The 24,990-nt window shown below is 67.8% G+C and carries 24 protein-coding genes; 15 read left to right on the forward strand and 9 right to left on the reverse strand.

Features of this window, described 5'->3' with window-relative positions; all coding sequences use genetic code 11:
- The first annotated feature begins 320 nt into the window (after positions 1-320).
- Positions 321-1,745, forward strand: coding sequence for an ATP-grasp domain-containing protein (locus tag OXG83_11770; GenBank protein ID MCY3965707.1), 1,425 nt, complete (start codon positions 321-323; stop codon positions 1,743-1,745).
- 3 nt (positions 1,746-1,748) lie between these two features.
- On the opposite strand, the gene OXG83_11775 is transcribed toward OXG83_11770, so the two are convergent.
- From OXG83_11775 to OXG83_11790, 4 genes are read right to left on the reverse strand one after another with little or no spacing between them, the layout of a single operon-like run.
- Positions 1,749-3,521, reverse strand: coding sequence for a DUF2339 domain-containing protein (locus OXG83_11775; protein ID MCY3965708.1), 1,773 nt, complete (start codon positions 3,519-3,521; stop codon positions 1,749-1,751).
- Between the two features lie 7 nt (positions 3,522-3,528).
- Complete coding sequence (locus OXG83_11780; protein ID MCY3965709.1) at positions 3,529-3,924, reverse strand: hypothetical protein; 396 nt, start codon at positions 3,922-3,924, stop codon at positions 3,529-3,531.
- On the reverse strand, positions 3,914-5,209 hold the full coding sequence (locus OXG83_11785; protein ID MCY3965710.1) for a sulfite oxidase: 1,296 nt from the start codon (positions 5,207-5,209) through the stop codon (positions 3,914-3,916). The genes OXG83_11780 and OXG83_11785 overlap by 11 nt, the downstream gene beginning before the upstream one ends.
- Positions 5,210-5,245: 36 nt before the next feature.
- Entirely contained in the window at positions 5,246-5,488 is a 243-nt protein-coding gene (locus tag OXG83_11790; protein MCY3965711.1) for a hypothetical protein, read from the reverse strand.
- 16 nt (positions 5,489-5,504) lie between these two features.
- Here OXG83_11790 and OXG83_11795 point away from each other — a divergent pair, with 16 nt between their 5' ends.
- From OXG83_11795 to OXG83_11810, 4 genes are read left to right on the forward strand one after another with little or no spacing between them, the layout of a single operon-like run.
- Entirely contained in the window at positions 5,505-5,948 is a 444-nt protein-coding gene (locus OXG83_11795) for a sulfatase-like hydrolase/transferase (GenBank protein MCY3965712.1), read from the forward strand.
- A gap of 50 nt (positions 5,949-5,998) precedes the next feature.
- Positions 5,999-6,664, forward strand: a complete 666-nt coding sequence (msrA, locus tag OXG83_11800; GenBank protein ID MCY3965713.1) for a peptide-methionine (S)-S-oxide reductase MsrA — start codon at positions 5,999-6,001, stop codon at positions 6,662-6,664.
- Positions 6,665-6,687: 23 nt separating this feature from the next.
- Entirely contained in the window at positions 6,688-6,924 is a 237-nt protein-coding gene (locus OXG83_11805; GenBank protein ID MCY3965714.1) for a hypothetical protein, read from the forward strand.
- A gap of 10 nt (positions 6,925-6,934) precedes the next feature.
- Positions 6,935-7,255, forward strand: a complete 321-nt coding sequence (locus OXG83_11810) for a YbjQ family protein (GenBank protein MCY3965715.1) — start codon at positions 6,935-6,937, stop codon at positions 7,253-7,255.
- Here OXG83_11810 and OXG83_11815 read toward each other — a convergent pair.
- Positions 7,252-8,334 carry a deoxyhypusine synthase family protein gene (locus OXG83_11815; GenBank protein MCY3965716.1) on the reverse strand — a complete coding sequence of 361 codons (1,083 nt, stop codon included), beginning with the start codon at positions 8,332-8,334 and terminating at the stop codon, positions 7,252-7,254. The genes OXG83_11810 and OXG83_11815 overlap by 4 nt on opposite strands.
- Positions 8,335-8,656: 322 nt before the next feature.
- Here OXG83_11815 and OXG83_11820 point away from each other — a divergent pair, with 322 nt between their 5' ends.
- Both OXG83_11820 and OXG83_11825 read left to right on the forward strand, forming a co-directional pair.
- The gene (locus OXG83_11820; GenBank protein ID MCY3965717.1) at positions 8,657-10,180 is read left to right on the forward strand and encodes a sigma 54-interacting transcriptional regulator; all 1,524 of its coding nucleotides are present in this window, start codon (positions 8,657-8,659) and stop codon (positions 10,178-10,180) included.
- Between the two features lie 208 nt (positions 10,181-10,388).
- The gene (locus OXG83_11825) at positions 10,389-11,081 is read left to right on the forward strand and encodes an MltA-interacting MipA family protein (protein MCY3965718.1); all 693 of its coding nucleotides are present in this window, start codon (positions 10,389-10,391) and stop codon (positions 11,079-11,081) included.
- 2 nt (positions 11,082-11,083) lie between these two features.
- Here OXG83_11825 and OXG83_11830 read toward each other — a convergent pair whose 3' ends face one another.
- A complete protein-coding gene (locus OXG83_11830; GenBank protein ID MCY3965719.1) occupies positions 11,084-11,902 on the reverse strand; it encodes an enoyl-CoA hydratase in 819 nt (272 codons plus the stop codon).
- 225 nt (positions 11,903-12,127) lie between these two features.
- On the opposite strand from OXG83_11830, the gene OXG83_11835 reads away from it, so the two are divergent.
- The 4 genes from OXG83_11835 (at position 12,128) to OXG83_11850 (ending at position 15,913) form a co-directional block, all read left to right on the forward strand.
- Positions 12,128-12,793: a sigma-70 family RNA polymerase sigma factor gene (locus OXG83_11835; protein MCY3965720.1), complete on the forward strand. Its 666-nt coding sequence runs from the start codon at positions 12,128-12,130 to the stop codon at positions 12,791-12,793.
- Positions 12,790-13,200, forward strand: a complete 411-nt coding sequence (locus OXG83_11840) for a hypothetical protein (GenBank protein MCY3965721.1) — start codon at positions 12,790-12,792, stop codon at positions 13,198-13,200. Before OXG83_11835 ends, OXG83_11840 begins: the two co-directional genes overlap by 4 nt.
- Before the next feature lie 11 nt (positions 13,201-13,211).
- Positions 13,212-14,081, forward strand: a complete 870-nt coding sequence (locus tag OXG83_11845; GenBank protein ID MCY3965722.1) for a PDZ domain-containing protein — start codon at positions 13,212-13,214, stop codon at positions 14,079-14,081.
- Between the two features lie 71 nt (positions 14,082-14,152).
- Complete coding sequence (locus OXG83_11850; GenBank protein MCY3965723.1) at positions 14,153-15,913, forward strand: FAD/NAD(P)-binding protein; 1,761 nt, start codon at positions 14,153-14,155, stop codon at positions 15,911-15,913.
- A gap of 39 nt (positions 15,914-15,952) precedes the next feature.
- On the opposite strand, the gene OXG83_11855 is transcribed toward OXG83_11850, so the two are convergent.
- Positions 15,953-17,596, reverse strand: coding sequence for a long-chain-fatty-acid--CoA ligase (locus tag OXG83_11855; protein MCY3965724.1), 1,644 nt, complete (start codon positions 17,594-17,596; stop codon positions 15,953-15,955).
- 22 nt (positions 17,597-17,618) lie between these two features.
- Positions 17,619-19,013: an aminotransferase class III-fold pyridoxal phosphate-dependent enzyme gene (locus OXG83_11860; protein MCY3965725.1), complete on the reverse strand. Its 1,395-nt coding sequence runs from the start codon at positions 19,011-19,013 to the stop codon at positions 17,619-17,621.
- A 119-nt stretch (positions 19,014-19,132) separates the two neighbouring features.
- Between OXG83_11860 and OXG83_11865 the strand changes: the two genes are divergently transcribed.
- Positions 19,133-20,623, forward strand: a complete 1,491-nt coding sequence (locus OXG83_11865) for a glycine--tRNA ligase (protein ID MCY3965726.1) — start codon at positions 19,133-19,135, stop codon at positions 20,621-20,623.
- Between the two features lie 400 nt (positions 20,624-21,023).
- Here OXG83_11865 and OXG83_11870 read toward each other — a convergent pair whose 3' ends face one another.
- Complete coding sequence (locus OXG83_11870; GenBank protein ID MCY3965727.1) at positions 21,024-22,292, reverse strand: MFS transporter; 1,269 nt, start codon at positions 22,290-22,292, stop codon at positions 21,024-21,026.
- Positions 22,293-22,355: 63 nt separating this feature from the next.
- On the opposite strand from OXG83_11870, the gene OXG83_11875 reads away from it, so the two are divergent.
- The 3 genes from OXG83_11875 (at position 22,356) to OXG83_11885 (ending at position 24,965) form a co-directional block, all read left to right on the forward strand.
- Positions 22,356-22,691 (forward strand): MGMT family protein, encoded by a 336-nt coding sequence (locus OXG83_11875; GenBank protein ID MCY3965728.1) that lies wholly within the window; start codon positions 22,356-22,358, stop codon positions 22,689-22,691.
- A complete protein-coding gene (locus OXG83_11880) occupies positions 22,679-23,605 on the forward strand; it encodes an SUMF1/EgtB/PvdO family nonheme iron enzyme (GenBank protein MCY3965729.1) in 927 nt (308 codons plus the stop codon). The genes OXG83_11875 and OXG83_11880 overlap by 13 nt, the downstream gene beginning before the upstream one ends.
- A 256-nt stretch (positions 23,606-23,861) precedes the next feature.
- Entirely contained in the window at positions 23,862-24,965 is a 1,104-nt protein-coding gene (locus OXG83_11885) for a hydroxymethylglutaryl-CoA synthase (GenBank protein ID MCY3965730.1), read from the forward strand.
- The last annotated feature ends 25 nt before the right edge of the window (positions 24,966-24,990 follow it).

Raw genomic sequence — 24,990 nt, forward strand, 5'->3', positions numbered from 1 at the left:
AGGCTACTGTCGCCTTGCTCCAGCGCCGGTCCCTCGAGGAACGCCTTGACCGGCGTGTAGAGCGTCTGTTCGCGCACACCGGTTAGCAGTGTGCCATGAGTACCTCGTGCTATGGTCCGCCGCCCATGGATCGGACCCGCGCGACGCAGAACCTCACTTCCGGCGCCACCCTGATGTGCGGCGCCCAGGGAGAGGTCCGTCCCGTCGGCCACCATCCGACGTCCTGAACATCACACCAGACGGACCTCTCCCCTCCCGGAGTGGCCGTCTCGTCGATGACTCCTCCGGTACGTGACTGTCCGGCACCGAGGAGCATCATCGTGAGCGACAACCCGACTTCGTCCCTGCTCAACGAAGCGAACGACTACTACAGGCGATTGCTGCGGCCCGTCTTCGAAGGCCGCAGATTCGTGCTGCCCGGCAACATCGCCGTCGGGCTCGGCAACGTGGCAAGCGAACTCCGCGGGCTCGGCGCAGCGCGGCCTTTCATCGTCGCGGGGAGCCGGGGCACGGGAACCGTACCCACCGAAGCCGAGGCGGCTCTGCGCGTGCTCGACGTTCGAGGCACGGATCCGCTGGACCACAACCGCAACGTCCAGCGCGCCCTGGCCCACCTGCCTTCCGAGGTACAGGACGCCGTCGACGCCTGGGATCCGGACGTTTCGGCGAGTACCCTGCACACCGACCCGCTCGCCGAACCCCGGCCGGTGGCCGGCCGGGCCGCCTATGCCGCACGGCCCGCGGCATGGACGGCCCTCGAAGACAAGGTCGTCATCGATGCCTTCTGGGACGCGGTCGGCGTACCGCGTGCACCGTCCCGGGTGGTTCCGGCCGAGTACCCGGCGCTTCGCGCCGCCGCCGACGCTCTGGACCGCGGCCACGGCACCGTCTGGGCGCCGGACGCCCGCGAAGGCACCAATGCCGGCGCCGTCGCCCTGCGCTGGGTCCGACCCGGCGACGACGGACGGGCGGCCTCCGCAGACCTGGCGCGGATCGCCGACCGCGTCCGCGTCATGCCCTTCCTGGAGGGGATTCCAGCGAGCATCCATGGCGTCGTGTTTCCGGACGCCGTCGTCGCCTTCCGACCCGTCGAGATGCTGGTCCTGCGGCCGGCGACCGGCGACCGCCTCTTCTACGCCGGCTGCTCGACCTGGTTCGATCCGAAATCCGAAGACCGCGAGACGATGTGCGAGCTCGCCCGCCGCGTCGGCGTCGCGTTGCGCGAGCACGTCGGCTTCCGCGGGTCGTTCGGCATCGACGGCGTCCTGGCCGAGGAGGGGTTCCTGCCCACCGAACTCAACCCGCGCCTCGGCGCCGGAATGGGCACCCTTGCCGGCGCACTCGGCGGCCTTCCGCTCATCCTCCTCTGCCTGGCCATCGCCGACGGCGAACGGCTCGACTACCGGCCGGACCTCCTCGAGCGCGCAGTGATCGAGACGGCCGACGACCACCGTGTCTGCGGCGGCGGCCGGACGACGGAACGGACGCTCACCGACACCGGCACCTTCGATCTGGTAGCGGACGGCGACGACTACCGCGAGGCCGAGGCGAGCGAAGACCCCGAAGCCACGCTCCTGTTCGGGCCCGGGCCCATAGGCGGGTTCCTGCGCTTCACGCTGAATCCCGACCGCCACGAACCGGGCGCGGCGTCCGCACCGCAAGCCGCGCGAGCCTTCCGCCTGGCGGATCGCCTGCTGGGCACGGACTTCGGCGATCTCGTGGCAGCACGAAACGTGAGGCCGTGACCTTCAGCTCGATCCGCCAGAACCCGAGTCACGCCGGCTTCGCTGGTACAGAAACGACACCGCCACCAGCAGCGCGCCGACGATCAGGAACGACAGGATCCGGTAACCCTGGTCGAGGAAGGAGAGGTCGATGAGGAATGTCTTGCCGACCACCACGAGCAGCAGCGCCAGACCCTGCCAGCGCAGGCCGGGGGCGCCGCGGCGGATGCCGGCGGCGATGAAGCCCGCCGCCCATAGGAGCCAGACGGCCGACAGGACGACCTGGGCGGCCAGGTCGAGATCGAGGTCGACGTCGAGTCCGTGGACGACGTCCCACATCTCGGTCGACACGGCAACCAGTGCGACCACGTTGGCGATGCCGAGCGCCACCGCCCAAACCGGCGCCTCCATCCGAACCTTGGTCTTCAGCCGGGCCTGTACGTAGAGGCCGGCGACGACCAGTCCGGCCGCCACCCCGGCCAGGGTCAGGAAGCGCAGGTTGAGGAAGAGGAGGTCACGCTGTCCGCCGAAGGCGGCCGGCGTCATCAGCAACACGACGCCGAAGAGCGCGACCGAGAAGATGCGCATCCAGATGGACGGCAGGCGAGTCCCGGCAATCGCCAGTGCCACTGCCTCCGCGGTCCACGCCAGGGTGACCCAGTCGCCCTCGAGCCGGATGGGGAACGCGATCGTGGCCAGCAACGCGGCGAGGACGGCGAACAACGATTGCAGTTGCCGGGTTCTCCGCCCTTCCGCGGCGCTCCAGCTCCCGAGCGCGCGGGACACCGCCAGATGGACCGCCGCCAAGGCCAGAACGGCGCCGGTCAGGAACCACCGCTGGTCCTCGTAGAGGAGTTGCTGAAGCAGCAGAACGTAGAAGCCGAGCGCCAGAATCAGCACGCCGAGCTCGGTCGGGCGCAGCCGCCGGGCCCGGCGCACGCGCGCAAGCGGCAGAGCGAAGTAGATGGCGTAGAAGAGCGTGCCGAAGAGAGCGGTCGACAGAAGCCGCTCGCCCTCGTAGAACTCGACGTACCAGGCGATGAAGTAGGCGGCCGTCGCGACCAGGGCGGCCGGCGCCAGGACGCGGAAACCGCGGAGGAGGGCCAACGCGAGCAGGCTGGCGCTGAGCAGGGCCAGATAGCTGAAGAGCACGACCTGGGCGTCCGTGCCGGTACTGAGCAGCGCGGGCGTCAGATAGCCGCCAGCGAGCGCCAGGGCCGCCAGCCGCTGCGAGTCGCGCCGCACCGACAGGCCGATGACCGCGGCGGTGACGAGAGCGAGAAACGCGAACGCCGCCGGTTGCGGCACGAGGGCGTAGAAGTCCCACGCCGCGTAGCCCGAGAGATAGACGACGCCGGCGCCGAGTGCCGTCATCCCCTCGGCGAAGTAGCGCATCTTGCGCCTGGCGAGCCACTCGCCGTAGCCGGCGAGGGCAAGACCGCTCACGAGCCCGATCAGAACGCGCCCCGTCGGCCCGATCCACTCGTTCTCGAAGGCGTAGCGGAGGAAGAAGGCGGCCGCGATCAGGAGCGTGAGAATGCCGATCCGGTTCAACCAGCGGCCGCCGATCAGCGACTCGAAGTCGATGTCGCGCCAGGCCGCGGACCTGGGCTTTCGGGGTTTTCGCGCTGACGGCGCGGGCTCTACGGGTGTCGCCGGCGCCGAGGCAACCTCGGCCTGTGACGCCATCGCGGATCGGTCGCGTGTGCCCTCACCCCGCAGAGCCGCCACTTCCTCCTGCAGCTCGCGGACTCGCGCCTCGAGCGACTGCACGCGCTGATCGAGAGACTCGAGCACGCGCTCCTTACCCTCCGTCAGCGACTGGGGGCTGGCGCAGTGGTGCCCGCCTTCGCCTCAGTTCGGTCGGCTTGACCTGCACGCCGTAAGTTGCCGCCAGGTAGTCGAGGATCGGCTTCTCCAGGTCACCCAGCGGCTCGAGACCCTCTTCCTTCTCCATGCGCCGGATCGTCCGGATCCAGCCGTCGCGACTCGTGCGGTTCTGGGACAGCAGCGTGGCGGAGTGGCACTCGGTGCAGTGGTCGCGGGCTACCTTCCAGGTCCCGGCTTCGTCCTTGACGAGGCCGCTTTCGGCGTCCACTGGAGTGGCTGGCTCCTGCGCGGCCGCCAGGGACGTCAGGGCGACGAGCAAGGCCGGCCAGAAGGCCGGCGCACCCAGTTTGTGCAGGCCCCTAAGCCACATACACGGCGATCCGGTGGCAGGCGTTGTTCAGGTAGCCGCGCGGGTTCCAGCCGGGGAGGACCACAGGCTGCACGTCACCGTTCGCGTCGGTAGCCCGCGCCCAGACTTCGTAGTAGCCGGCCTCCGCGAACTCCAGGTCGAGATCCCAGTTCTGCCAGGCGAGGCGGTTCACCGGTGGCTGAAGATCGGCCCGCGTCCACGTACGGCCGAAGTCGATCGAGACGTCCAGCCGTTCGACCCGGTTGTCGCCGGTCCAGGCATGGCCGTGCAGCGGCAGGGCCTGGCCGAGCCGGTGCTGGAAGCCGCTCTGCGGATGGGTGATGAGCGACTTGACCGGCATCGCCTCGATGATGCACATCTCCTCGGGGGCGACTTCGGTACCCGGCGCCACCGGTTCGCAAGGCACCTTGTACGACATGCCGGTCATCTTCGGGCCGTCGTGGACGACGTTCCGGATCGCGATCCTGCTCAGCCACTTCCCGGAAGTGGATCCCGGCCAGCCGCCGAACACGAGGCGCAGCGGATGGCCGTTCATCGGGTGGAGCGGCTCGCCGTTCATGCCCCAGGCGATCATCGACTCGGCTTCCAGGGCCTTGGCCATCGGCACGCCCCTCGAGATGGGGACGCCTCCATCGGCCGTGCGGTCCACGCCGTAGTAGGCGACATACACCGCGTCGGCCCGGAAACCGCAATCCTCAAGGACGTCGCGCAAGCGGATGCCGTCCCAGCGGGGACACCCGACCGCGCCGACGGTCCACTGGTTCCCCGAGGCCGGCGGGTCGTACTCCGAGCGGCCGTTGCCGCCGCACTCCATCACCAGTTGGTGGCTGACGTTCTCGAAGCGCTCCTTCAGATCGCCCAGAGAGTACGTCTTCGTGTCGGCAGCGGACTCGCCGTCGACCGTCAAGGTCCAGCTCCGCGGGTCCACGTCCTGCGGCGCGATGCCGTTGTTGCGGACGAACAGCCGGTTCGCAGGCGTCACGTCGTCGTTCAGTAGATGAGCCGGTGTCTCCGCGCACAGCGGCCGGTCGTTCAGCACGGTCAGGCCGTCCTTGCCTTCGAGGGTGAACGGCTCGGCCTGGTTCGCGTACGCCGCCGGAATCAGGCCGGCGGGCATGAAGTCCGAGAAGACGATCTTCGAACCGACCAGCGCGGTCATCGCGCCGAGACCCTTGAGGAAGCCACGCCGCGTGCGGGGATCGGCCTGTCGGCCCCACACTTCCCAGTCGGCTCGTGCCGGCTCGGCGGAGAAGACCTCGTGAATGCCCCGCACCCGCTTCCTCATGGTGACCCTCCCCGTTTCCTGAACCGATTCCAAACGCTACCAGTACGTGGACAGCCAGAAACGCGGGGCGCAGCTCCGGTTACTCTCCTCCTTCGGAAAGAAGATGACGACGGGAAACAGATGCCAGGCCACCGTCGCAAGAGCCCGCGGCGCGTTCAGGCAAGCTGCAACGGTTCCAGCCCTTGCCCTGGTGTTCGTTTCCTCCGCGTGCGGACCGAAGTCCGGTACCGGGCCGTCCGCGGCCGGGGAAGCCGCGTCGCCGTCACCCAACGTCGTCATCATCCTCGCCGACGACATGGGCTACGGCGACCTGTCCTCCTACGGCCACCCGCTGATTCGCACGCCCCACATCGACCGGCTCGCGGCCGAAGGCCAGCGCTGGACGTCGTTCTACGCCTCGAGCCCGCTGTGCAACCCGAGCCGGATAGCGCTGGCGACCGGCCGGATGCCCATCCGCATCCAGGGCGGCGAACTGAATCGCTGGTCCAACCTGCCGGCGGAAGAGACGACCCTGGGCGACATGTTCCAGGCCGCCGGCTTCTCGTCCTCGAATCCTGGGAATCGCTGGGCAAGGAGGGCGAGCTCGCCTGGCGGGGCTTCGACAACGAGCAGATCCACGACCCGCCGCTCCTGTTCAACCTGGGCACCGACCTCGGAGAACGGTTCGACATCGCGGCCCGGCACCCGGAGATCGTCGAACGCATCGAGAAGGCGATCCGCACGCATCGGGAGTCTCTGAACGCAGCTCCGTAGCCGGCCCGGACGCTTCGCCGGGCTACAATCCCCTGCATGAGCTGGTTCTTCAACAAGGCCCGCATGCCGGAACCGGGAGAGGCGCTTCCCGGCCGCGCAGACACGATGCCAGTCGCTCCGCGACACTACGTCCTCGACGCTCCGATCGCGCCGCCCTACCCGGAAGGAAACGAGCTGGCGATGTTCGGTCTCGGCTGCTTCTGGGGCGCCGAGCGCAAGTTCTGGGAAGCCCCGGGGGTCATCACGACAGCGGTCGGCTACGCCGCGGGCGCCACCCCGAACCCGACCTACCAGGAGGTCTGCAGCGGGCTGACGGGACACAACGAGGTGGTCAGGGTCGTCTTCGACCCGGAGCGGATCTCTTACGAGGACCTGCTCCGCATCTTCTGGGAAAGCCACGACCCGACGCAGGGCATGCGCCAGGGGAACGACGTCGGCACCCAGTACCGCTCCGGCATCTACGCCTGCTCCAGGAAGCAGCGACAGGCGGCGAAGGCCTCGCTGGCGGCGTACCGGGAGCGGCTAGCCGCCGCCGGCTACGGCCCGATCACGACCGAGATCCTCGACGCTCCCGACTTCTACTTCGCCGAGGACTATCACCAGCAGTACCTGGCCAAGAACCCCGGCGGCTACTGCGGCCTGGGCGGCACCGGCGTGACCTGCCCCGTCGGTACCGAGGTGGCCGTCGAGCAGGCGGTCTGAGATCACACACAGGAGGCACAGCAATGGCGGATACCACGGTCGGCATCACCCGCGGTCTCGGCTGGCTGCTCTTCCTCGCCGGTGTGCTGGCGCTGGGCGGCGTCGCGATCTACGCCCTCGTCATCGACGACGGGGCGCCGCTCTACATCAAGCTGGGCGTCGGCGCTCTGTACGGCGGCCTGGCTCTGCTGCTGCTTTCCGTACTCCGGCAGCAGTTGATCGCCCGCAAGACGGACAAGTACAAGGACGTGCAGCGATGAGGGCCCCTGAATGCTGATTGCAACCACCGAGACGATCGCCGGACACGACATCACGCAGACGCTGGGACTGGTGCGCGGCAACACGATCCGCGCTCGCCACGTAGGCAGGGACATCACCGCGGCGCTCCGCAACCTGGTCGGCGGCGAGGTGACCGAATACACGAAGATGGTCGCCGAGAGCCGCGAGCAGGCGCTTGACCGAATGGTCGCGGAGGCAGAAAGCCTGGGCGCCGATGCCGTGGTCGCAGTGCGCTTCACGACGTCGGTGATCACCAGCGGCGCCGCGGAGCTGCTGGCGGTCGGGACTGCAGTGAAACTGCAGCGGCGTTAACGCAGGCCCATCCGCTCCAGCACGCCGGCCACGAGCAGCGGCCACACGAGCGTCGCGTCGGCGGGGACCTCCGCGAAGCGGCCGCCCTCTTCGACCGGGACGAACTTGCCCCAGGACACCCCCTCGCTGTAGCCGCAACCCGAGAGACCGCCCCAGTGCTCCGGCTCGGGGCAGATCCGCACGCCGTAGCGGAAGCGTTTGGGAGGCGCGTCCTCTCCCGCCCGGCGCGCCGCCGCCTCCAGGTAGGGCGCCACCTGCTGCGCCCAGTTCCGCGGCACGCCGCCACCCACCGTGAAGATGCCGAGCCGCTTCGCCCTGGCCACCAGTTCGGTGTAGTGCTCCAGGTCGAGGAAGGGATCGAACCGGAGCGGCGCCTCTCCGCGCCGGCGACGGGCCCGGTTGAAGAGCGCGAAGTCGAGCCCGATCTCGGAGTCGGTGAACGCGGGCACGTAGACCGGCACGCCGCGGCGCCAGGCCGAGGACAACACGCCGCGGACCGGCGAGACGTCTTCGTCGGCTTCGGTCAGCCACCGCCCGAACGCCTCGTTCATCAGGCGCGAGCAAACGACCTCGCCCTCGGGCCACCGCTCCAGGACCGAGTGGACGATCAACTCGACCCGATCCAGGTTGCTCTCCAGTTCCAGTGTGTCGTAGATCCGGTCGTAGCCGGAGTAGTACGCGCTGCGGTCGTCGAGCTTGCCCGGCGGCGCCTTGAAGTGGATCATCCCGGCGGATTCGACGAAGCCGTGGACCATCAGCGCCCCGGTGCAGACGATCGCGTCGAGAAGCCCGTGGTCGATCATGTCGCACAGGACCAGTCCCTGCTTCGCCGCGGTCATCGCGCCGGTGAACGTGCCGACGACCAGGCAGTCCGGATCCTCCGCCATCACCTGGAGCACATCCGCCGCCTCGCCGAGCTGACGGCCACCGAAGGAAGTCGACTTCATCGCCGCCAGCAGGTCCGAGAAGGAACCGACGGCACTCAGATCGAGCGGCGCGAGCGGTTCCAGTCCCTTCCCATCGGCGAACTCTGCCGGGCGGCGCGCGTCCCCCGGAGATTTGCGCATTGGGTCGTTCATGGAGGCAGGTTCAAAGCTATCGCGGCGGCCGGCGACGCATGCCGCCCCGGTTCGGCTCGACTCTTGCAGGTCGCGCCGTAGAACGCAGCGAAGCAAGTTCTATGACGCGAGTTGCAGGTGAGGTGGGGGCTGGGGCCAAACATGGAGCCTGCGACAGGTTTGGCGGCGCTTGCTGCAAACGACATTTGTGACCGACCGGACTCGGGCTGTGACAGGATCGTCACCCAAGGCAACGCACGTTTCGCCGCCGAAGGAGGGAGAGGGCGGACGCGATTCCGCGGCGAGCTTCGCCCCGACTACGCCGGCGATCGGCTGGACCGTTGTGAACTCACGCGAACCCAGGGAACTCGAGCTCCTCTACCGGCTAAGCCAGACCCTTGGCGAGAGCCTCGAACTGCGCGACGTCACCCGGCCCGCGCTCGAGACCCTGGCCGAGCACCTGAACCTGAAGCACGGCACGATCACGCTGCTCAACCGGAAGACCGGCGAGATCCGGATCGAGGTCGCGCACGGACTGAGCGGCGAACAGATCGCGGAAGCCCGCTACCGCCTCGGCGAGGGCGTGACCGGCCAGGTGATCGAGACGGGCGAGGCCCGGGTGATCCCGAAGACGAGCGAGTCCGAAACGTTCCTCGATCGCACCCGGCGCGGCAAGAGCGCGGAAGTCTCCTTTCTCTGCGTGCCCATCCGCACAGGCAACGAGACCTACGGCGCACTGAGCGTCGACCGGACCTACGACCCGGACCATGACCTGAACGCGGACGTCCGGCTGCTTCTGATCGCCGGCTCGCTGATCGCCCAGGCGGTCAAGCTCCGCCGCACCGCCGAGGAGGAGAGGGAGCAGCTGGAGGAGGAGAACGAGCGTCTGCGAGCCCAGCTCCGCGACCGCTTCCGGCCCGCGAACATCGTCGGCAACTCGCACGAAATGCAGGAGGTCTACGACCAGATCGCCACGGTCTCGAGCAGCAACACGAGCGTCCTGATCACGGGCGACACCGGCACCGGCAAGGAACTCGTGGCCCAGGCGATCCACTACAACAGCGCCCGTTCGGACCGGCCCTTCGTCAAGGTCCACTGCGCCGCGCTTCCCGATGGCGTGATCGAGAGCGAGCTGTTCGGGCACGAGCGCGGCGCCTTCACCGGCGCGATCCAGCAGCGGAAGGGCCGCTTCGAACTCGCCCACACCGGCACGATCTTCCTCGACGAAGTCGGAGACGTGCCGCTCCTGATCCAGATCAAGATGCTGCGGGTGCTGCAGGAACGCGAGTTCGAGCGGGTCGGCGGCACGCGGACGCTGCGGGCGGACGTGCGGATCATCGCCGCCACGAACAAGGATCTGTCCGCGATGACCGTGAACGGCGCGTTCCGCGAGGACCTGTTCTACCGCCTGAACGTCTTCCCCATCCATGTGCCGCCGCTGCGAAAGCGCAAGTCGGACATCGTCCAACTGGCCGACTTCTTTCTGGAGCGCTACGCGCGCGTGAACGGCGGCAACGTGCGACGGCTGTCGAGCGCCGTGATCGACATGCTGATGAGCTATCACTGGCCCGGCAACGTGCGGGAACTCGAGAGTTGCATCGAACGCGCGGTCCTCGTGGCGAAGGACGACGTCGTCCATCCACACCACCTGCCGCCCACGCTTCAGACAGCCGAGAGTTCCGGCACCGAGCCGCCGGGGAGTTTCCGCTACCTGGTCGAAAACTACGAACGGGACCTGCTGCGCGATGCACTGAAGAGTTCCCGCGGCAACATCGCCGCGGCGTCCCGCAAGCTGCGCACGACGCCGCGCATCACCGGCTACAAGATCAAGAAGTACGGCATCGACCCGAACCGTTACGCCGGTTAGCGACCACGTTGTCTGTGCTGCTCCACGTCTGCAACAAAATTGTACGCATCGGCCGTGTGCCGATCCAGACCGGACGCAAGGCCACGGGCTCGAAGCCCTTGACCTGCAACGGTTACACGCCAGAATGCCCGACCCTGGCTGCCGTTGGCACCCGAGTTGCTTTCTCCACGCGCTACCGGCAACTGCGCCCTAAAGGAGGCCCACCCCAATGATCCGAAAGTCAGCGATTCTCGTCCTTCTTCCTCTGCTCAGCCTCGCCGCCGCTCCGGCAGCGGCCGACGCAGAGTACGCCCTGGACTTCGCGTCGGCCTATGTCTGGCGCGGAATCACGTTCACTGACGGCGCCGTGTGGCAGCCCTCCGTCACCGCCTCGAACGACAGCGGCTTCGCCATCAACGTCTGGGGCAACCTGGACCTCGACGACGCCAACGACATGAGCGCCGAGTTCAACGAGATCGACCTCACGGCCTCCTACGGCTTCGGCACGGACGCCGTCTCGGCCGAGGTCGGCTTCATCGAGTACCTGTTCCCGAACACGGAGTTCGCCGGCACCCGCGAGGTCTACCTCACGCTCGGCTGGGACATCACCGCCTCTCCCAGCCTCTCCGTCTACTACGACATCGACGAGGTCAAGGACTTCTACGCCAACTTCGGCATCTCGTTCGGCGGCGACGTGAGCGACGCCATGGCCTGGAGCGTCGACGTCTCGGCTGGCTGGGCCGGCGACGACTTCGCCACCGCCTACGGCGGCGTTTCCGGTGGCATGTACGACGGCAACGTCACGTTCGGCCTCTCCGGCGGTGCCTGGTCGGCGTTCGTCAGCTACGTCGACGCCCTGGACGACGACGCGCTGCCCGAGCAGCCGGTCGACTTCCTTGCCGGCATCGGGTTCTCGTTCTAGCGTCACCGTCCCGTGAAGTTCGGCGCCCGCTTCTCCATGAAGGCGGTCACACCTTCGCGGTGATCGTCGGTCTGGCCGCAGCGGATGTGCGAGATGGCTTCCCGGTCGAGGATCGTCCGGAAGTCGGAGTTGACCGCCAGGTTCACGTTCTCCTTCATCCAGCGGTAGCTCACCAGCGGACCGTGAGCGAGCCGCGACGCGAACTCCATCGCCTCCTCGCGGAACGTGTCCGCGTCGTAGACGCGGTTGACGAGCCCGATCCGCCGCGCCTCCTCGGCATCGATGATGTCGGCGGTGAAGAACAGTTCCTTGGCCACCGCCGGTCCCACGAGTCGGGTCAGTTGCCAGGTCGTTCCCCAGTCGCCGCCGAAGCCGACCTTCGAGTACGCGGTGCCGAACCTCGCCGAGCTGGAAGCCAGGCGCAGGTCGCAACTTGCCGCGAGACCGAGGCCTGCGCCCATCGCGAAGCCGTTCACCATCGCGATCGTCACCTTGGGCACCGAATGAACGAGCCAGGCCGCCTCCTGGCCGCGCCGCAGGCTGTCAATCCGTTCCTCGAGGGTCGAAGGGGCGCCGCTCGACTGGCCCATTCCCGAAACGTCGCCGCCGGCGCAGAAGGCGCGGCCTTCGCCGGTGAGAACGATCACGCCGACGTCGGGATCGGCCGCCAGGCGCGGCACTTCTTCCTGGAGACCCTGAGTGATCTCGGCGGATAGCGCGTTCAGCTTCTTCGGACGGTTGAACGTCAGCAGGGCGACGCGATCCTGAACGTCGACCTTGAACTCGGGCTCAGGCGCGGTCTTCATCTCGGCTACGGTCATTCGGGCTCCTCCTTGTTCCTTTTCTCGATGGAAGAGCCGGAGTGTAGCCCGCGGGAAGCCGGCTGGCGCATTCTCGCGCCAGACGCGTCACAGTCCAAGCGGCCGTCTTCGGCCGGTTGGATGTCACCCGGATGGCGCGTTCTGCGCCATCCGTGAACCCGCACCGCGCGAGTCACCGAGCGCGGAGCGGGAACAAACCGGGTCTTCGGGCGTTACACCACTGAGATGCCGGTGGCCGTGCTCAGGCCCGACCCGCTGGCGGCGCCGAGGAAGCCCCGAAGCACCGCAGTGCAGATGACCGCCAGGGCGGACGCGGTCACGGCGGACCGCGCCCTGGACGACGGAGCGCTCATGGCCCGCGTGAAGCAGGGCGATCAGCAGGCCTTCGCCGACCTGGTCGACCGCTACAGGCACCCCCTCGTGAACTACCTGACCCAGATGACCCGCAGCCGCGAACGCGCCGAGGACCTAGCGCAGGACGCGTTCGTGCGCGTCTACCGCTCGGCGGGCCGCTACCGCGAACGGGGCCAGTTCCAGGCGTTCCTGTTCCGGATCGCGACGAACCAGCTACGGAGCGAAGCGCGTCGCGCCGCCCGCTGGCGGAACCTTCTGCCGTCCCTCGCGGCCGAACACCGACTGCGGGCGCCGGCGCCTTCGCCCCAGAGCACGGCCCTGGGCGCCGAAGCGGTGGACGCCGTGACCATGGCGCTGCGCCGGCTGCCTCTTCACTACCGGGCAGCCGTCGTGCTGCGAGAGATCGAAGGCTGGCCCTATGCCCGCATCGCCGAGACGCTCGGCTGCCGCGAAGGAACGGTCAAGTCGCGGGTGCACCGCGGCAAGGACCTTCTCCGAGACGACCTGAGCGGCTACTGGAACGGAGAACGGAAATGAGAGATCAACTCGACCTGAAACGCCTGCCCCGCGTCGAGGCCTCGGACGGCTTCACGGCCGAGGTGCTCCGGCGCGTCCGGAGCGACGCCAACCGACAGGCCACGCCAGGGCTGCGACTGGCCCTGGCAGCCGCCGCGGTCGTCGTCGTCTCGGCCGGAGCCGGCGCGTGGTGGGCGCGCCAGTCCGCGCCCGAACCCGTTCCGATCACCACTGAGAGCATCGAACAGCTGAGGTCCGCCTATCAGGAACTGAACCGGGAGTTCGAGTCTCTAAGCCGCCTCGCCGACGACACGCAGCCCTTCGTACCGGTTTCCATCAATCCTCAGACCGAGGTTCTCTTCGACCTCCGCGACATCGAACCTCTTCCCGTGAGCTTTGCGTCCGTGGGGAGCCGCAGAATCCAATAGGAGCATCCGTCATGATCACGAGCAGTTTTCGCGCCCCCGCCTTCCCCTACCGACTCACTCTCGTCACGACCCTGGCCGCGGTCCTGGCGGCAGGTTCGGGCGTCGTAGCCTCCGCACAGGAATCCGAAGAGAAGAAGCGTTCCGTCCGGGTCATGGTGCTCGGGGATGGGCAAGTCGAGGTCGTTGAGGATGGCGAGGAAGCCCGCGCGCTGGCGGTGAAGCTCGCCGCTTCGGCCCAGGAGAAGGCCCAGGTGTTCCGGGAGCTGGCCGATGGAGTCCGCCCGACACTCGCCCTGCATTGGGGCGGCGCGTATCTCGGTGTCGAACTCGTCAACCTGAACGAGCCGCTCCGAGCTCACTTTGGCGTGCCCGAGGGCAGCGGAGTCATGATCTCGAACGTCGTCGACGACAGCCCGGCAGCGCGTGCCGGCGTCCAGGTCGGCGACATCCTCACTCGCTTCGACGGCGAGGACGTAACGAGTTCACGGAAGCTGACGACCATGGTGCGGAAGGCGGAGGCCGGAGCTCCGGCTGACCTCGAGATCTGGCGCGACGGCAAGGTCGAGACGCTCAGCACCACTCTCGACGAACGGCCCCGACCCGAACTCAAGGCCAACTACTTCTCCTTCCTCCGCGGGAGCGAAGACTTCGACGGCGACGGCGAGATCGACGTGTTCGTCAGCCCCGAGAACGTGCACGAGAAGATCCAGGAGTACTTCAACGGCGATGAGTGGAAGGAGCGCCACGAGCACATGCAGCGCTTCCTCCACGAGCGACGCCCCGACATGAAGGCGTTGGAGGATCGCCTGGCGACCCTGAAGGAGCAGCTGGAAGCTCTGGAACGCCGCCTGGAAGAGAAGGGTCTCGCCGAAGAGAACTAAGGGACCGCGTCCTCCCACTCGGACAAGGAGGTCAAACGGATAGGGTTGCCGGCACCCACTTGAGGCTCCCTATGAGATCGGGGTACACGGTTGCCATCATCGGCGGTGGGGCGTCGGGGATTGCTCTGGCGGCCAGGATCGTCGAGCACCTTCCAGCCGGCCTGAGCACGGCCAACCTGTCCATCGCGCTGTTCGACGCCCGCGGCTGCGACGGCGGCAACGCCTACGCACCCGACGCGCCCAGCAACCTGATGAACACCACCTGCGGTGCGATCGATCGAGTCTTCGGCGGCAGCTTCGGGATTCTCCATTGGGCCGAGGAGAACCCAGCCAAATGGCGGCCCTACGTCGAGCGAGCGGACCTCGAGGCCGGCGCCTACATCCCCAGGCCGGTGGTGGGTCTGTACCTGTCGGACCTCCTCGACCATGCCCGACGACAGGCCGCCGATCGCGGGTTCTGCCTCGACCTGATCGTCGACGAGGTAGTCGATGTCTCGCCTCCCGGCGATCCCGACGCCGACTACGTCGTACACAGCCGCTCCGGCGGCGACTGCAAGGCCCGCTACGTCTACCTCGCGGTCGGGCACCTGGAACGATGCCGCACAGAGGACTACCAGCATCATGCCCGCTACCGCCACAACCCCTATCCGATTGCCGGCCTGGTCGAGGAGATTCCCGAGCGGGCATCCGTCGGCGTGATCGGAACCCGGCTCACCGCGATCGACGTGGCGCTCGGCCTCGCCGCCGCGGGGCATTCGGGGAGCATCCATTGCGTCTCCAGACGCGGACGTCTGCCGGCCGTACGGGCTGACCGGGGCAAGTACCGCTTCAAGGAACTCGAACGCGAGGATCTGCGGCGGCGACTTCTGCGCGAGACGCGGTCGAAACTCCGTCTCTCCGACATCGCCGCGATGCTCGGCAGGGAGATCGAGCACGCCGAGGGGCGCCACCTGTCTCTTGGCGGGATCGTCCACGACGATCGGTCGCCGATCGACTACTACGAGCGGGAAATCGCCCTGGCGGCCGGTAAGGCCAGACCCTGGCAGGCAGTGCTGTACGCGACGAACCGCAACATCGACCTTCTGTGGCATCACCTCCACGAAGACGACAGGCAGCTCCTGATGTCCGAGTGGCTGAACGACTGGCTGACCTATCGCGCGTCCATACCACGAGAAAACGCGGAGAGAGTGCTGGCGATGATGAAGTCCGGTCAACTGACGGTCCAGGGCGGGGCCCGGAAGTTCGAGTACGACTCCGAGGCCGGTTCGTTCCGCATCCAGCTGGCCTCCGGCGGCCCCCTGCAAGTGGAGTACCTGGTGTCCGCCACCGGCTTCGCCAACCGTATCGAGCAGGCGGACAGCCGGCTGATGAAGAACCTGCTGTCCAGGGGACTCGTCGTGCCCCATCGGTACGGCGGCGTCGACTGCGTCTTCGAGACGGGACAGGTTCGCCCGCGTGCCGGCGCGGTGGCGGGTGAATCGCGGATCTTCGCCTTGGGCCCGCTCACCAGCGGCGTGTACTTCTTCACGACCGCTCTCGAGATCATCGCCAGACAGGCGGCCCAGCGGACACACGACCTGGCGTTCATGCTGGGTGTGGAATGGCTCGATCAGCCGGAAACCGAGGCGTGGGTCGATGACTTCCAGGCCGGACGCGCCGGAGACGCCGAAGGTCCCGGTCTACGACATGGCGAAGGTCCGGACCTCCTCGGACATCTGCTGTCGAGCGATCAGACGGAGTTCATCGACTTCAAGCAACTCCGGCTTCTGAACGATCAGATCCGGGACGAGGACTTCGAGACGGCGGTCGACCGCGACCCGTCCGCTCCCTGACGATCGGGGACCGGCGCCGCGGCGGATGCCTCGCTATTGCTAGCGGAGCTCCGGCAACCGGTACCCCGCGGCGCCAAGGTCGGCGCGCACGGTCTTCTTGTCCATCTTCCCGGTGGACGTGAGCGGAATCGAATCGACGACCAGGACATCATCCGGCAGTTGCCACTTCGCAAACCGTCTGGCGCAGTGCGTGAGCACCCGTTCCCGGTTGACGCTGGCGCCTTCGTCGAGAACGATGAGCGCGACCGGACGTTGCTCCCAACGGGGATGCGGCTGTGCGACCACGCATGCCTGGGCAACGCCATCGAGCGCGAGGATGTGGTTCTCCAGATCAACCGAGGAGATCCACTCGCCGCCGCTCCTCACGAGATCCTTCGAGCGATCCGAAATGACCAGGCACTCCCGGCGGTCGATGCTGCCCACATCGCCGGTGATGAGCCAGTCGTCATGGAACTGCTCCGGCCGCGGGCTCCGGTAGTACTCCGAGCACACCCAGGGTCCCCGGACCAGAACGTCGCCGGTCGCGCGGCCGTCGTGCGGCAGGCGATTGAAGTCCGGGTCGAAGATCTCCACCTCCACGCCGGGCAACGCCTGGCCGGCCTTCGCCACCTCCGCAAGGTACGCCTCAGGCGCCGCCGTCGCGCGCCGGCCGCTGTCGGGACGCGCGACACGACGGGAGAACGTGACCAGCGGGCTCGTCTCCGTCATGCCCCACTCCTGGATCATCTCGACGCCCAGGGCCTCCCAGTACCAGCGTGCGAGGGCCGCCGGCACGGCGGAGCCGCCGCTGACGATGCGCGACAGCCTCGACAGATCGAACGCACCGGGGCGATCCACGCAGACCGCGCGGACGTCCTGCCATACGGTTGGCACGCCGGCGGCCAGAGTGACGCCCTCCTCCGCGATCAGTCGGACGAGCCGCTCGGGGCGCGTGAAGCGATGCGGCATGACCTGCTTGCACCCAAGTGTCAGCGCGGCCCAGGGAAGGCCCCAGCCCATGACGTGGAACATGGGCACCACGCCGCAAACCGTGTCGGTTGCGGAGAGGCTCATGGCGTCCGTCATGCACATCGCCATGGTGTGCAGGTACTGCGAGCGGTGCTCGTACTGCACGCCCTTGGGATGTCCGGTCGTACCGCTCGTGTAGCAGAGGCCGAGCGGCGCGGTTTCGTCGATTCGCGGCCACTCGAAGCGCCCGGACCACGGGGCGATGAAGTCCTCGTAATCGACGGCGCCCGGGAGCGACGTCGACCAGCCCTCGCCCCCTTCCTCGACCGCGACCACGACCTTTTCGACCGTGGGCAGGCGGTCCGCCAGCGGTTCGAGCCGCACAAGCAGGTCGGCGTCCGAGACGATCAGACGAGGCTCGGCATGGTTGACGATGTAGGCGATGTCCCTGCCATGCAGACGGACGTTCAGGTTGAGCAGAACCGCGCCCATTCCCGCGAGTGCGCAGTAAACCTCAAGGTGGCGCGACCCGTTCCACATGAAGACGCCGACCCGGTCACCGACGCCGACGCCGGCATCCCGGAAGGCGTGAGCGAGTCGATGCGCCCGAAGCAGAGTCTCGCGCAAGTCCTGGCGTCGCGTGCCGTTGGCTGTTGCCGTGACGATCTCGGCGTCCGGCGCGAGCCGGGCCCCACGCTCGATCAGCCGCGACATCAGCAGCGGAGTGCGTTGCATCCGTTCCGCCGACCCACCGCCGCTACAGGACCGCGTCCTCCCACTCGGAGAGCATCGTCAGCAACCGGCCCATCATCTCGTCGACCTCGTCGGCGTTGATGGAGAGAGGCGGCGCCACCCAGATCGGCAGGCCGCGGGCCATCGCGGGATGGCGGGCGGCGCCGTAGAGCGAGCTGTACATCGCCAGACCATTCTTCAGCGCCAGGGACTGGAAGAGGGTCTGGGCATCGACGCTCTTGTCGAAGAAGGCCATCGTCTCCTTGTCGGCGACGAGTTCGATCGCCATCATCAGACCCCAGCCCCGCACGTCCGCGACGGTCGGATGAGTTAGCAGTTCGTCGCGGTAGGAGAAGAGCCGCGGGCTCTGCTCGTTGCAGTTCTCGATCAGCCTCTCGTCCCGGATGATGTTGATGGCCTCGCAGGCCGCCGCGCAGCCCAGAGGGTGACCGCCGAACGTGAAGCCATGCACGAAGGAGTAGCCCTTCTCGAAGGGTTCGTTGAGCCTGCGAGACACCGACACCGCGCCGAACGGCACGTAGCAGCTCGTGATGCCCTTGGCCATCGTCATGATGTCGGGATCGACGCTGAAGTGGTCCATGGCGAACCACTTCCCGGTGCGGCCGAATCCGGTGACGACCTCGTCGGCGATGATCAGCACCCCGTGGCGGTCGCAGATCTCCCGGATCGTGCGCCAGTAGCTGTCCGGTGGCACACAGGCGTAGTCCGCGCCGCACCCGTGGGGCGTCGCCAGGAAGGCGGCCACGGTCTTCGGGCCGGCGTAGTGAATCGCGGTCTCCAGCGCATTGGCGCACTGAACGCCCCACTCTTCGCGGCTCATCCCCTCCGGCCGATCGAAGTCCGAGTACTGCCGGATGCCCGGCCACTTCGGCAACATCGGCTCGAACCGCGACTGGCTGGCGGGGTTGTGCGACACGCCCAGCGTGGCCAGCGTCATGCCGTGGTACGAGTCCCGGTGGCTGACGATCTTGTACTTCGTCGGATTGCCCAGCGCGATCTGCGCCTGGCGGGCCAGCTTGATCGCGGTCTCGACGGCCTCGGAACCGCCCGAAACGAGGTAGGTGTGGTCGAGGTCGGCCGGCGTGATCTCGGCGAGCAGCCGGCAGAACTCGGCCCGTTTCGGGCTGGCGAGAGAGGGATGGGTGTAGGCGTACTCCTCGAGCTGCGCCGCAATCGCGCGCTTCATCCTGGGGTGGTTGTGAGGCAGGTTGACCGCCATCGGCCCACCCGAGGCGTCGAAGTAGCGGTTGCCTTCCCGGTCGTAGATGAACACGCCTTCGGCGCGCTCGATCTCCACGTCCATCGGGTGGTACGAGAAGACGTGACGCCAGTCGCCTTCGGGGCGGAGGGGGCGAGACAGCGGTTGCGTTTCTGGCACGGTTGCGGGCGCGGTGGCCATCGATGCTGCTCCTGTTCGGGGTAGAGAAGAGGGCATCGTAGCAAGCTGCTACCGTTTGCCGTCGCCGCCGTTACGGCGGCCGGAGGTGAATCGTGCCGCAACCCACTGGCAGCGAACGGATGGAACGGATCGTGGCGCTGGCGAAGCGCCGCGGATTCGTGTTCCCGGCCTCCGAGATCTACGGCGGCATCAACGGCTTCTGGGACTACGGGCCGCTCGGCGTCCAGCTCAAGAACAACCTGCGCGACGCCTGGTGGCATGACATGGTCGAGTGCCCGCCGCTCGGCCCGGACGGCACGCCGCTCTCGATTGTCGGCATCGACTCGTCGATCATCCAGAACCCCCGGGCCTGGGAGGCGAGCGGTCACGTCGGCGGCTTCTCCGACCCGATGGTCGACTGCCGCGAGACGAAGGCGCGCTTCCGGGCGGACCACCTGCACGTGCTGCGGCCGAAGCGCGAGCTCGACCCGCCTGCGTACTTCGCCCACCTCGAGGGCGAACCGGAACCTGCCCTCAGAACCGCCCGCAAGGCGATGCGCGGCCGGCCCAAGGAGGACGACTTCGAATCGATGCCCCTGGCCGAACTCGACGACGCCGAACGTGCCCACGTCTGGGCCCCCGGCGCCTCGGAGGCGGGCACCCTGACCGAGGCGCGCGACTTCAACCTGATGTTCAAGACGTTCGTCGGCGCCGCCTCCGGCGAGGAGAACACCGCCTACCTGCGCCCCGAGACCGCCCAGGGCATCTTCCTCAACTACAAAGGCGTGCTGGACACATCGCGGGTCCGGCTGCCGTTCGGCATCGCGCAGATCGGCAAGGCCTTTCGCAACGAGGTCACGCCCAGGAACTACACCTTCCGTACCCGCGAGTTCGAGCAGATGGAGATGGAGTTCTTCTGCCATCCGTCCGAGGCCAGGCTCTGGTTCGAGTACTGGACGAAGCAGCGGATGGAGTGGTGGAGCGATCTCGGTCTGGCCGGCGACCGCCTGCGCCTGCGCCGCCACGAGGCGTCCGAACTCGCCCACTACGCCCAGACCGGCGAGGGCACCTTCGACGTCGAGTACCGGTACCCGTTCACCGAGCCGGACTACGGCGAACTCGAGGGGATCGCCCATCGCGGGAGCTTCGACCTCGAACAGCACCAGCAGTGGAGCGGTGTCAAGCACGAGACCTTCGACCAGCAGACACGGGAACGCTTCGTGCCGCACGTGATCGAACCCGCGGCCGGTCTCACCCGCGGGGTGCTCGCGCTGCTCTGTGAGGCGTACACCGTCGACGAGAGCCGGCCGTCGTCGGAGATCATGCGCTTCCCGCATCGCCTCGCACCAATTCACGCCGGCGTCTTCCCGCTGGTCAACAAGGGTGGAATGCCCGAGGTCGCGGAGTCGCTCTACCTCGAACTCCGCCGCTACTACCGCATTCAGTACGACGCCAAGCAGTCGATCGGCAAGCGCTACGCACGAATGGACGAAGCCGGCACTCCCTGTTGCTTCACCGTCGACGGCCAGACCCTGGACGATCAGACGGTGACCGTGCGCGACCGCGATACCGGTACCCAGGAGCGGATCGCAGTCGACGCCGTATCACGGTACCTGCACGACCGTCCCTGAGAGCCTCTGCCGCGCTTGCGCCGGGTGCGCCATCCTGGCGCGCCGCGCCGCCGCGATCCGTCCACGTTGGCGTGCACGGCGCGGCGGCTCTACGGTTCGATGGAAGCGGAGCGGAGGAGGTCCGTTGGAAGGATCCTGGAAGGCTCGCCCGGCGTCACCGAACGAGTTGGAAGATCCGAGCAGGAGGCTGAACCGGCAAGTAGTGGCTAGGCGAACGGCTGGAACAAGCGTCGTTTGCACGCGGCCTCGCCGCCGGTCGGCTCTCGGGTTACTAGGCAGGAACGGTTGGTGAGGGACCTCCTCCGGTGTGTTCCACATCACTCGGGACGACGCTTGCAGTCCCGATGCACACCAGGATGAAGCAAGCCCCGTGCCAAACCGTCAGCCCCGTACCAAAGCGCTAGGCCTGGTCCGTCGCGGCCTCTCCCGCCGTCCGCCGCGGATCCACCGTGCGAATCAGCCTCCGCAACGCCAGCAGATGGAGGACGGTGGAAACCAGGAAGACGCTCTCGATCGGAGCCAGCTGGCTGATCGTCCCGGCGCCCAGAAAGCCCACCACTCCCGCAGCTTCGGAGAGCGAGTGGGTGGCCGCAATCCGCATCGGGCGGTCGCGCTCCCGCCCGAACTCGAGCACCAGGTTCTGCGACGCCAGCAGTACACCGCTCAACCCCGCGCCAACCAGCAGGAAGACCGCGTACGCGACCGGGAAGACCGGCGCCCAGAGAACGATCAGGCTGCCCAGGATCCAGGCGCCGAGCCCGAGCACAAAGACGGCGCGAAAGCCCGACCGGTCGCCCAGCAGGCCCCACATCAGCGCGCAGACCGACTGCGCCGCCACGAAGACGACCGTCAAGGCGGCCAGACGCGCTCCGTTGACCCCGAACCGCTCGCTGACCAGCACGATGTAGAACGGCAGGGCGCCCCGGGCGGCACTGGTCAGCAGGCGCGCCTCCAGGAAGCCCGCGTAGTGGCGGTCCGAGCGGATGAGATCCGGCAGCTTGCCCAACCTCGCCCGCAGGCTGAGTCCCGGCGCGTGGACATCCGTGGCGGCGGGTTCCCGAATGAGTCCCATGAAGGCGAGCCCGATCGAGGCCATCACCGCCGCGCCGAGGAAGGTCAGACCGTAGCCCCTCGGAAAGCCGTACCGGTCCAGCACCCATCCTGCGACGATCGAAAGGAGGATCACCGAGATGCCGGCGCTCAGATTGCGTGTCCCCTGCAACCGTCCCCTCCGGGTGACGGGCACCGACTTCGCGAACAGCAGGTTGAACACGACCATCTGCATGCCGCTCGAGAGGCCCCACATCACTAGCACCGGCCAGACGAGGAACACCGCGACATCGACCGGCGCGAACAGCGCCAGCAGGGCCAGGACCAGGACCTGCAGCCGCATCACGCCCCCGAACAGCACCGCGGCCCACTTCACGTGGCTGCGGTGCTCGGCGAGAGCCGCGCTCAGGAGCGGCGATACGAACATCCCCAGGCTCTGACAGGCGGAAGCCGCGCCAACAGCCAAGGGGGCACCCGTCAACAGGAGGATGTAGGTCGGCAGGAAGGTCGGCGCCTGGAGCAGGCGGAACCCCGTCATGCCGAGCAGGCCGTGGGCAAGCAGGGCGGCGTAGTTGCGCCGCCGGTCGAGGCGGCTGTGACCTCGGTCGGCGGAGGACATGCTTGGCCCGACGAAGGTAGCAGAATGGGTCGGAGGAGAGCCTTGCTAGTAAGGTTTCCCAACATGGCCGCAAGCGAACATCCAGGCACGAACGGCATCTACGAGACCTTCCACCGCATCGTGCGCTGCATTCCCGAGGGGCGCGTCGCCACGTACGGCCAGATCGCCGCTCTCGCCGAACGTCCCCGCCACGCCCGCCAGGTGGGCTACGCCCTTGCGCGACTCGGCGACGACAGCGTGCCCTGGCACCGCGTGGTGAACGCCGGCGGCGAGGTCAGCCAGCGTGGTCTCGACCCGCTGGAAAGCGTGGACCGGCAGCGCTTCCTGCTCGAAGAGGAGGGCGTCCTGTTCGACCGCCGCGGCCGCATCGACCTGGACCGCTTCGGATGGGCGCCGTGACCGTGCTGCGCTGCGCACGTCTCCCGGCGCTGCTCGCTTCGATCGCGGTCGTCGCCGTCGTCGGCTGTGGCACTCCCCCGGAGGAGCCGAAGCAGACCGTAGCGCCGGCGCCGGCACCTTCGACCCCGCCCGAACCACCGCCGGAGGGCATGGTCCGCGTGCCTGCGGGCGCCGTGCCCCGCCCGGACGGCCCACTCCAGGTTGCCGCCTTCGACCTCGATGTGTACGAGGTGACGAACCGCGACTTCGCGACCTTCGTCGAGGCAACCGGGTTCGTGACCGAGGCGGAGAACTGGGGCTGGTCCCTCGTCTTCCACCCACAGGCCACCCCGAACCCGGAATCGGAGCAGCGGGTGCAAGGCACGCCCTGGTGGCTGGCCGTCGATGGCGCCTACTGGCGCCAGCCCCGCGGAACCGGCTCTCCCGCGGACGGCAGCCTTCCAGTCGTCCATGTGAGCTGGGGAGACGCCAGCGCCTACTGTGAGTGGCGTGACAAACGACTGCCCACAGAAGCCGAATGGGACCTCGCGGCGGGGGCCGGCAACGACGGCGAAGGCCACGCTCACTACCCGTGGGGCGACGAGCCGGCACCCGAAGGCCGCTGGGTAGCCAACGTCTGGCAGGGTGACTTTCCCGTCCAGGACGACGCGGCCGACGGCCACACCTACCTGGCGCCGGTCGGTTCCTATCCCCCGAACGCGCTGGGCCTTTTCGACCTCGGCGGCAACGTCTGGGAGTGGTGCGACGACTGGTACCGGCCCGGCGGCGCCGGCGGCGAGAAGGTCCTGAAGGGCGGTTCCTGGCTCTGCGCCGCGAGCTACTGCGAGGGTTACCGGAACGCGAACCGCAACCATTCGGCTCCCGACTCAGGCCTCGACAACACCGGCTTCCGCTGCGCCCGCAGCCTTCGCTGAACGGCCCGCGGACAACGCGCCGCAAGCGGCGACGATCAGCCCATGAGTGCGCCCCAAGAGGGGACTTTCACGGATTCCTGAAACTTCCAATAGTTCAGGTACGTTTCGAAAAGAAAAATGTACACGACCGATTTTTCTTGTGCTACGGTACTCCACTCTAATCCTTTCGTAGCGAACGGGCCGACGCCTCCTCGCTGCGATTCCGCTGATCGAGTGCCCCGCAGAGCGGGCCACGGCCACGAAACGGAGAACCGGAATGACCAAGGTCGAAACAGGCATCGCATCCATCGGTCTACACCTGCCACCTCTCGCCATGCCGGTCGAAGAACTCGCCTCGCTGCGCGGCGTCGATCCGAACAAGTACCTCATCGGCCTGGGCTGCTCGGAGATCTCCCTCTGCCCGCCCGAGTTCGGCATCGTCGACCTCGCCTCCGAGGCCGCCCGGCGTGCTCTTTCCCGCTGGGACGGTGATCTTGACGACATCGGCATGATCGCCGTCGGCACGGAGACCGCGGTCGACATGAGCCGGCCTCTCTCCGCCTTCGTCGCGGACGAACTCGGTCTGGCCGGCCACATCCGGTCCTACGAAGTGAAGCACGCCTGCTACGGCGGCACGCTGGCGCTGCGCCAAGCCTGCGAGTGGCGCATGTCGGGCGCGGCCCGGGACAAGGCGGCCCTGGTGGTCGCCGCCGACATCGCCCTCTACGAGCAGGGCGACCCGGGCGAACCGACCCAGGGCGCCGGGGCCGTCGCCTTCGTGGTCGACCGCCCCGAAATCGCCCAGGTGGGCCTGGACTGCCACGCCTGGAGCGAGCCGGCCTTCGACTTCTACCGCCCGGTGGGCGAGTCCTACCCGCGGGTCGACGGCAAGCTGAGCCTCGAGTGCTACAAGAAGGCGGCGGTGGAGTGCTTCAACGCCCTCGCCGACGGTCGGAACCCGGCCGAGGTGATGGAACGGTTCTCGGCGATCTGCTTCCATGTCCCCTTCCCCAAGATGGTCAAGAAGGCGTTCCACCTGGTCGGCGAGGTGGCCGGCTGGTCCGCCGAGCGGATCCAGCAGATCTACACCGACAAGGTCGAGCCGGCGATGCGCTGGAACAGGCTCTCCGGCAACTCGTACACGGCCTCCCTATGGATCGCGGTCGCGAACGCCCTCCAGGGCCTGAAGACCGGCGAACAGGTGGCCGCCTTCTCGTACGGCTCCGGCTTCGGTTCCGAGATCCTCTCCCTGATCGCAGGCCCACGCGCCAAGGACGCCGAATGGGCGCAGGACATCGAACGCGACGTCTCCAGTCGCGGACGAGTGGACGCGAGCGGTTACAACCTCCTGCGCGCAAAGGTTCGTACGGCGGCCGCGTAAAGTCGACCCGCGGCCGTCGTCCGGA

The organism is Acidobacteriota bacterium (genome assembly GCA_026707545.1).
Classification (GTDB): Bacteria; Acidobacteriota; Thermoanaerobaculia; order Multivoradales; family Multivoraceae; genus Multivorans.

Bases quoted from the DNA above. Each gene is read 5' to 3' on its own strand.
- OXG83_11855 (MCY3965724.1), bottom strand. From the start codon at position 17,596: ATGCAACGCACTCCGCTGCTGATGTCGCGGCTGATCGAGCGTGGGGCC.
- OXG83_11780 (MCY3965709.1), bottom strand. From the start codon at position 3,924: ATGTGGCTTAGGGGCCTGCACAAACTGGGTGCGCCGGCCTTCTGGCCG.
- OXG83_11850 (MCY3965723.1), top strand. From the start codon at position 14,153: ATGAGATCGGGGTACACGGTTGCCATCATCGGCGGTGGGGCGTCGGGG.
- OXG83_11785 (MCY3965710.1), bottom strand. From the start codon at position 5,209: ATGAGGAAGCGGGTGCGGGGCATTCACGAGGTCTTCTCCGCCGAGCCG.
- OXG83_11790 (MCY3965711.1), bottom strand. From the start codon at position 5,488: ATGACGACGTTGGGTGACGGCGACGCGGCTTCCCCGGCCGCGGACGGC.
- OXG83_11885 (MCY3965730.1), top strand. From the start codon at position 23,862: ATGACCAAGGTCGAAACAGGCATCGCATCCATCGGTCTACACCTGCCA.
- OXG83_11795 (MCY3965712.1), top strand. From the start codon at position 5,505: ATGGGCTACGGCGACCTGTCCTCCTACGGCCACCCGCTGATTCGCACG.
- OXG83_11835 (MCY3965720.1), top strand. From the start codon at position 12,128: ATGCCGGTGGCCGTGCTCAGGCCCGACCCGCTGGCGGCGCCGAGGAAG.
- OXG83_11845 (MCY3965722.1), top strand. From the start codon at position 13,212: ATGATCACGAGCAGTTTTCGCGCCCCCGCCTTCCCCTACCGACTCACT.
- OXG83_11840 (MCY3965721.1), top strand. From the start codon at position 12,790: ATGAGAGATCAACTCGACCTGAAACGCCTGCCCCGCGTCGAGGCCTCG.
- OXG83_11870 (MCY3965727.1), bottom strand. From the start codon at position 22,292: ATGTCCTCCGCCGACCGAGGTCACAGCCGCCTCGACCGGCGGCGCAAC.
- OXG83_11815 (MCY3965716.1), bottom strand. From the start codon at position 8,334: ATGAACGACCCAATGCGCAAATCTCCGGGGGACGCGCGCCGCCCGGCA.
- OXG83_11865 (MCY3965726.1), top strand. From the start codon at position 19,133: ATGGAACGGATCGTGGCGCTGGCGAAGCGCCGCGGATTCGTGTTCCCG.
- OXG83_11880 (MCY3965729.1), top strand. From the start codon at position 22,679: ATGGGCGCCGTGACCGTGCTGCGCTGCGCACGTCTCCCGGCGCTGCTC.
- OXG83_11810 (MCY3965715.1), top strand. From the start codon at position 6,935: ATGCTGATTGCAACCACCGAGACGATCGCCGGACACGACATCACGCAG.
- msrA (MCY3965713.1), top strand. From the start codon at position 5,999: ATGAGCTGGTTCTTCAACAAGGCCCGCATGCCGGAACCGGGAGAGGCG.
- OXG83_11830 (MCY3965719.1), bottom strand. From the start codon at position 11,902: ATGACCGTAGCCGAGATGAAGACCGCGCCTGAGCCCGAGTTCAAGGTC.
- OXG83_11825 (MCY3965718.1), top strand. From the start codon at position 10,389: ATGATCCGAAAGTCAGCGATTCTCGTCCTTCTTCCTCTGCTCAGCCTC.
- OXG83_11805 (MCY3965714.1), top strand. From the start codon at position 6,688: ATGGCGGATACCACGGTCGGCATCACCCGCGGTCTCGGCTGGCTGCTC.
- OXG83_11860 (MCY3965725.1), bottom strand. From the start codon at position 19,013: ATGGCCACCGCGCCCGCAACCGTGCCAGAAACGCAACCGCTGTCTCGC.
- OXG83_11875 (MCY3965728.1), top strand. From the start codon at position 22,356: ATGGCCGCAAGCGAACATCCAGGCACGAACGGCATCTACGAGACCTTC.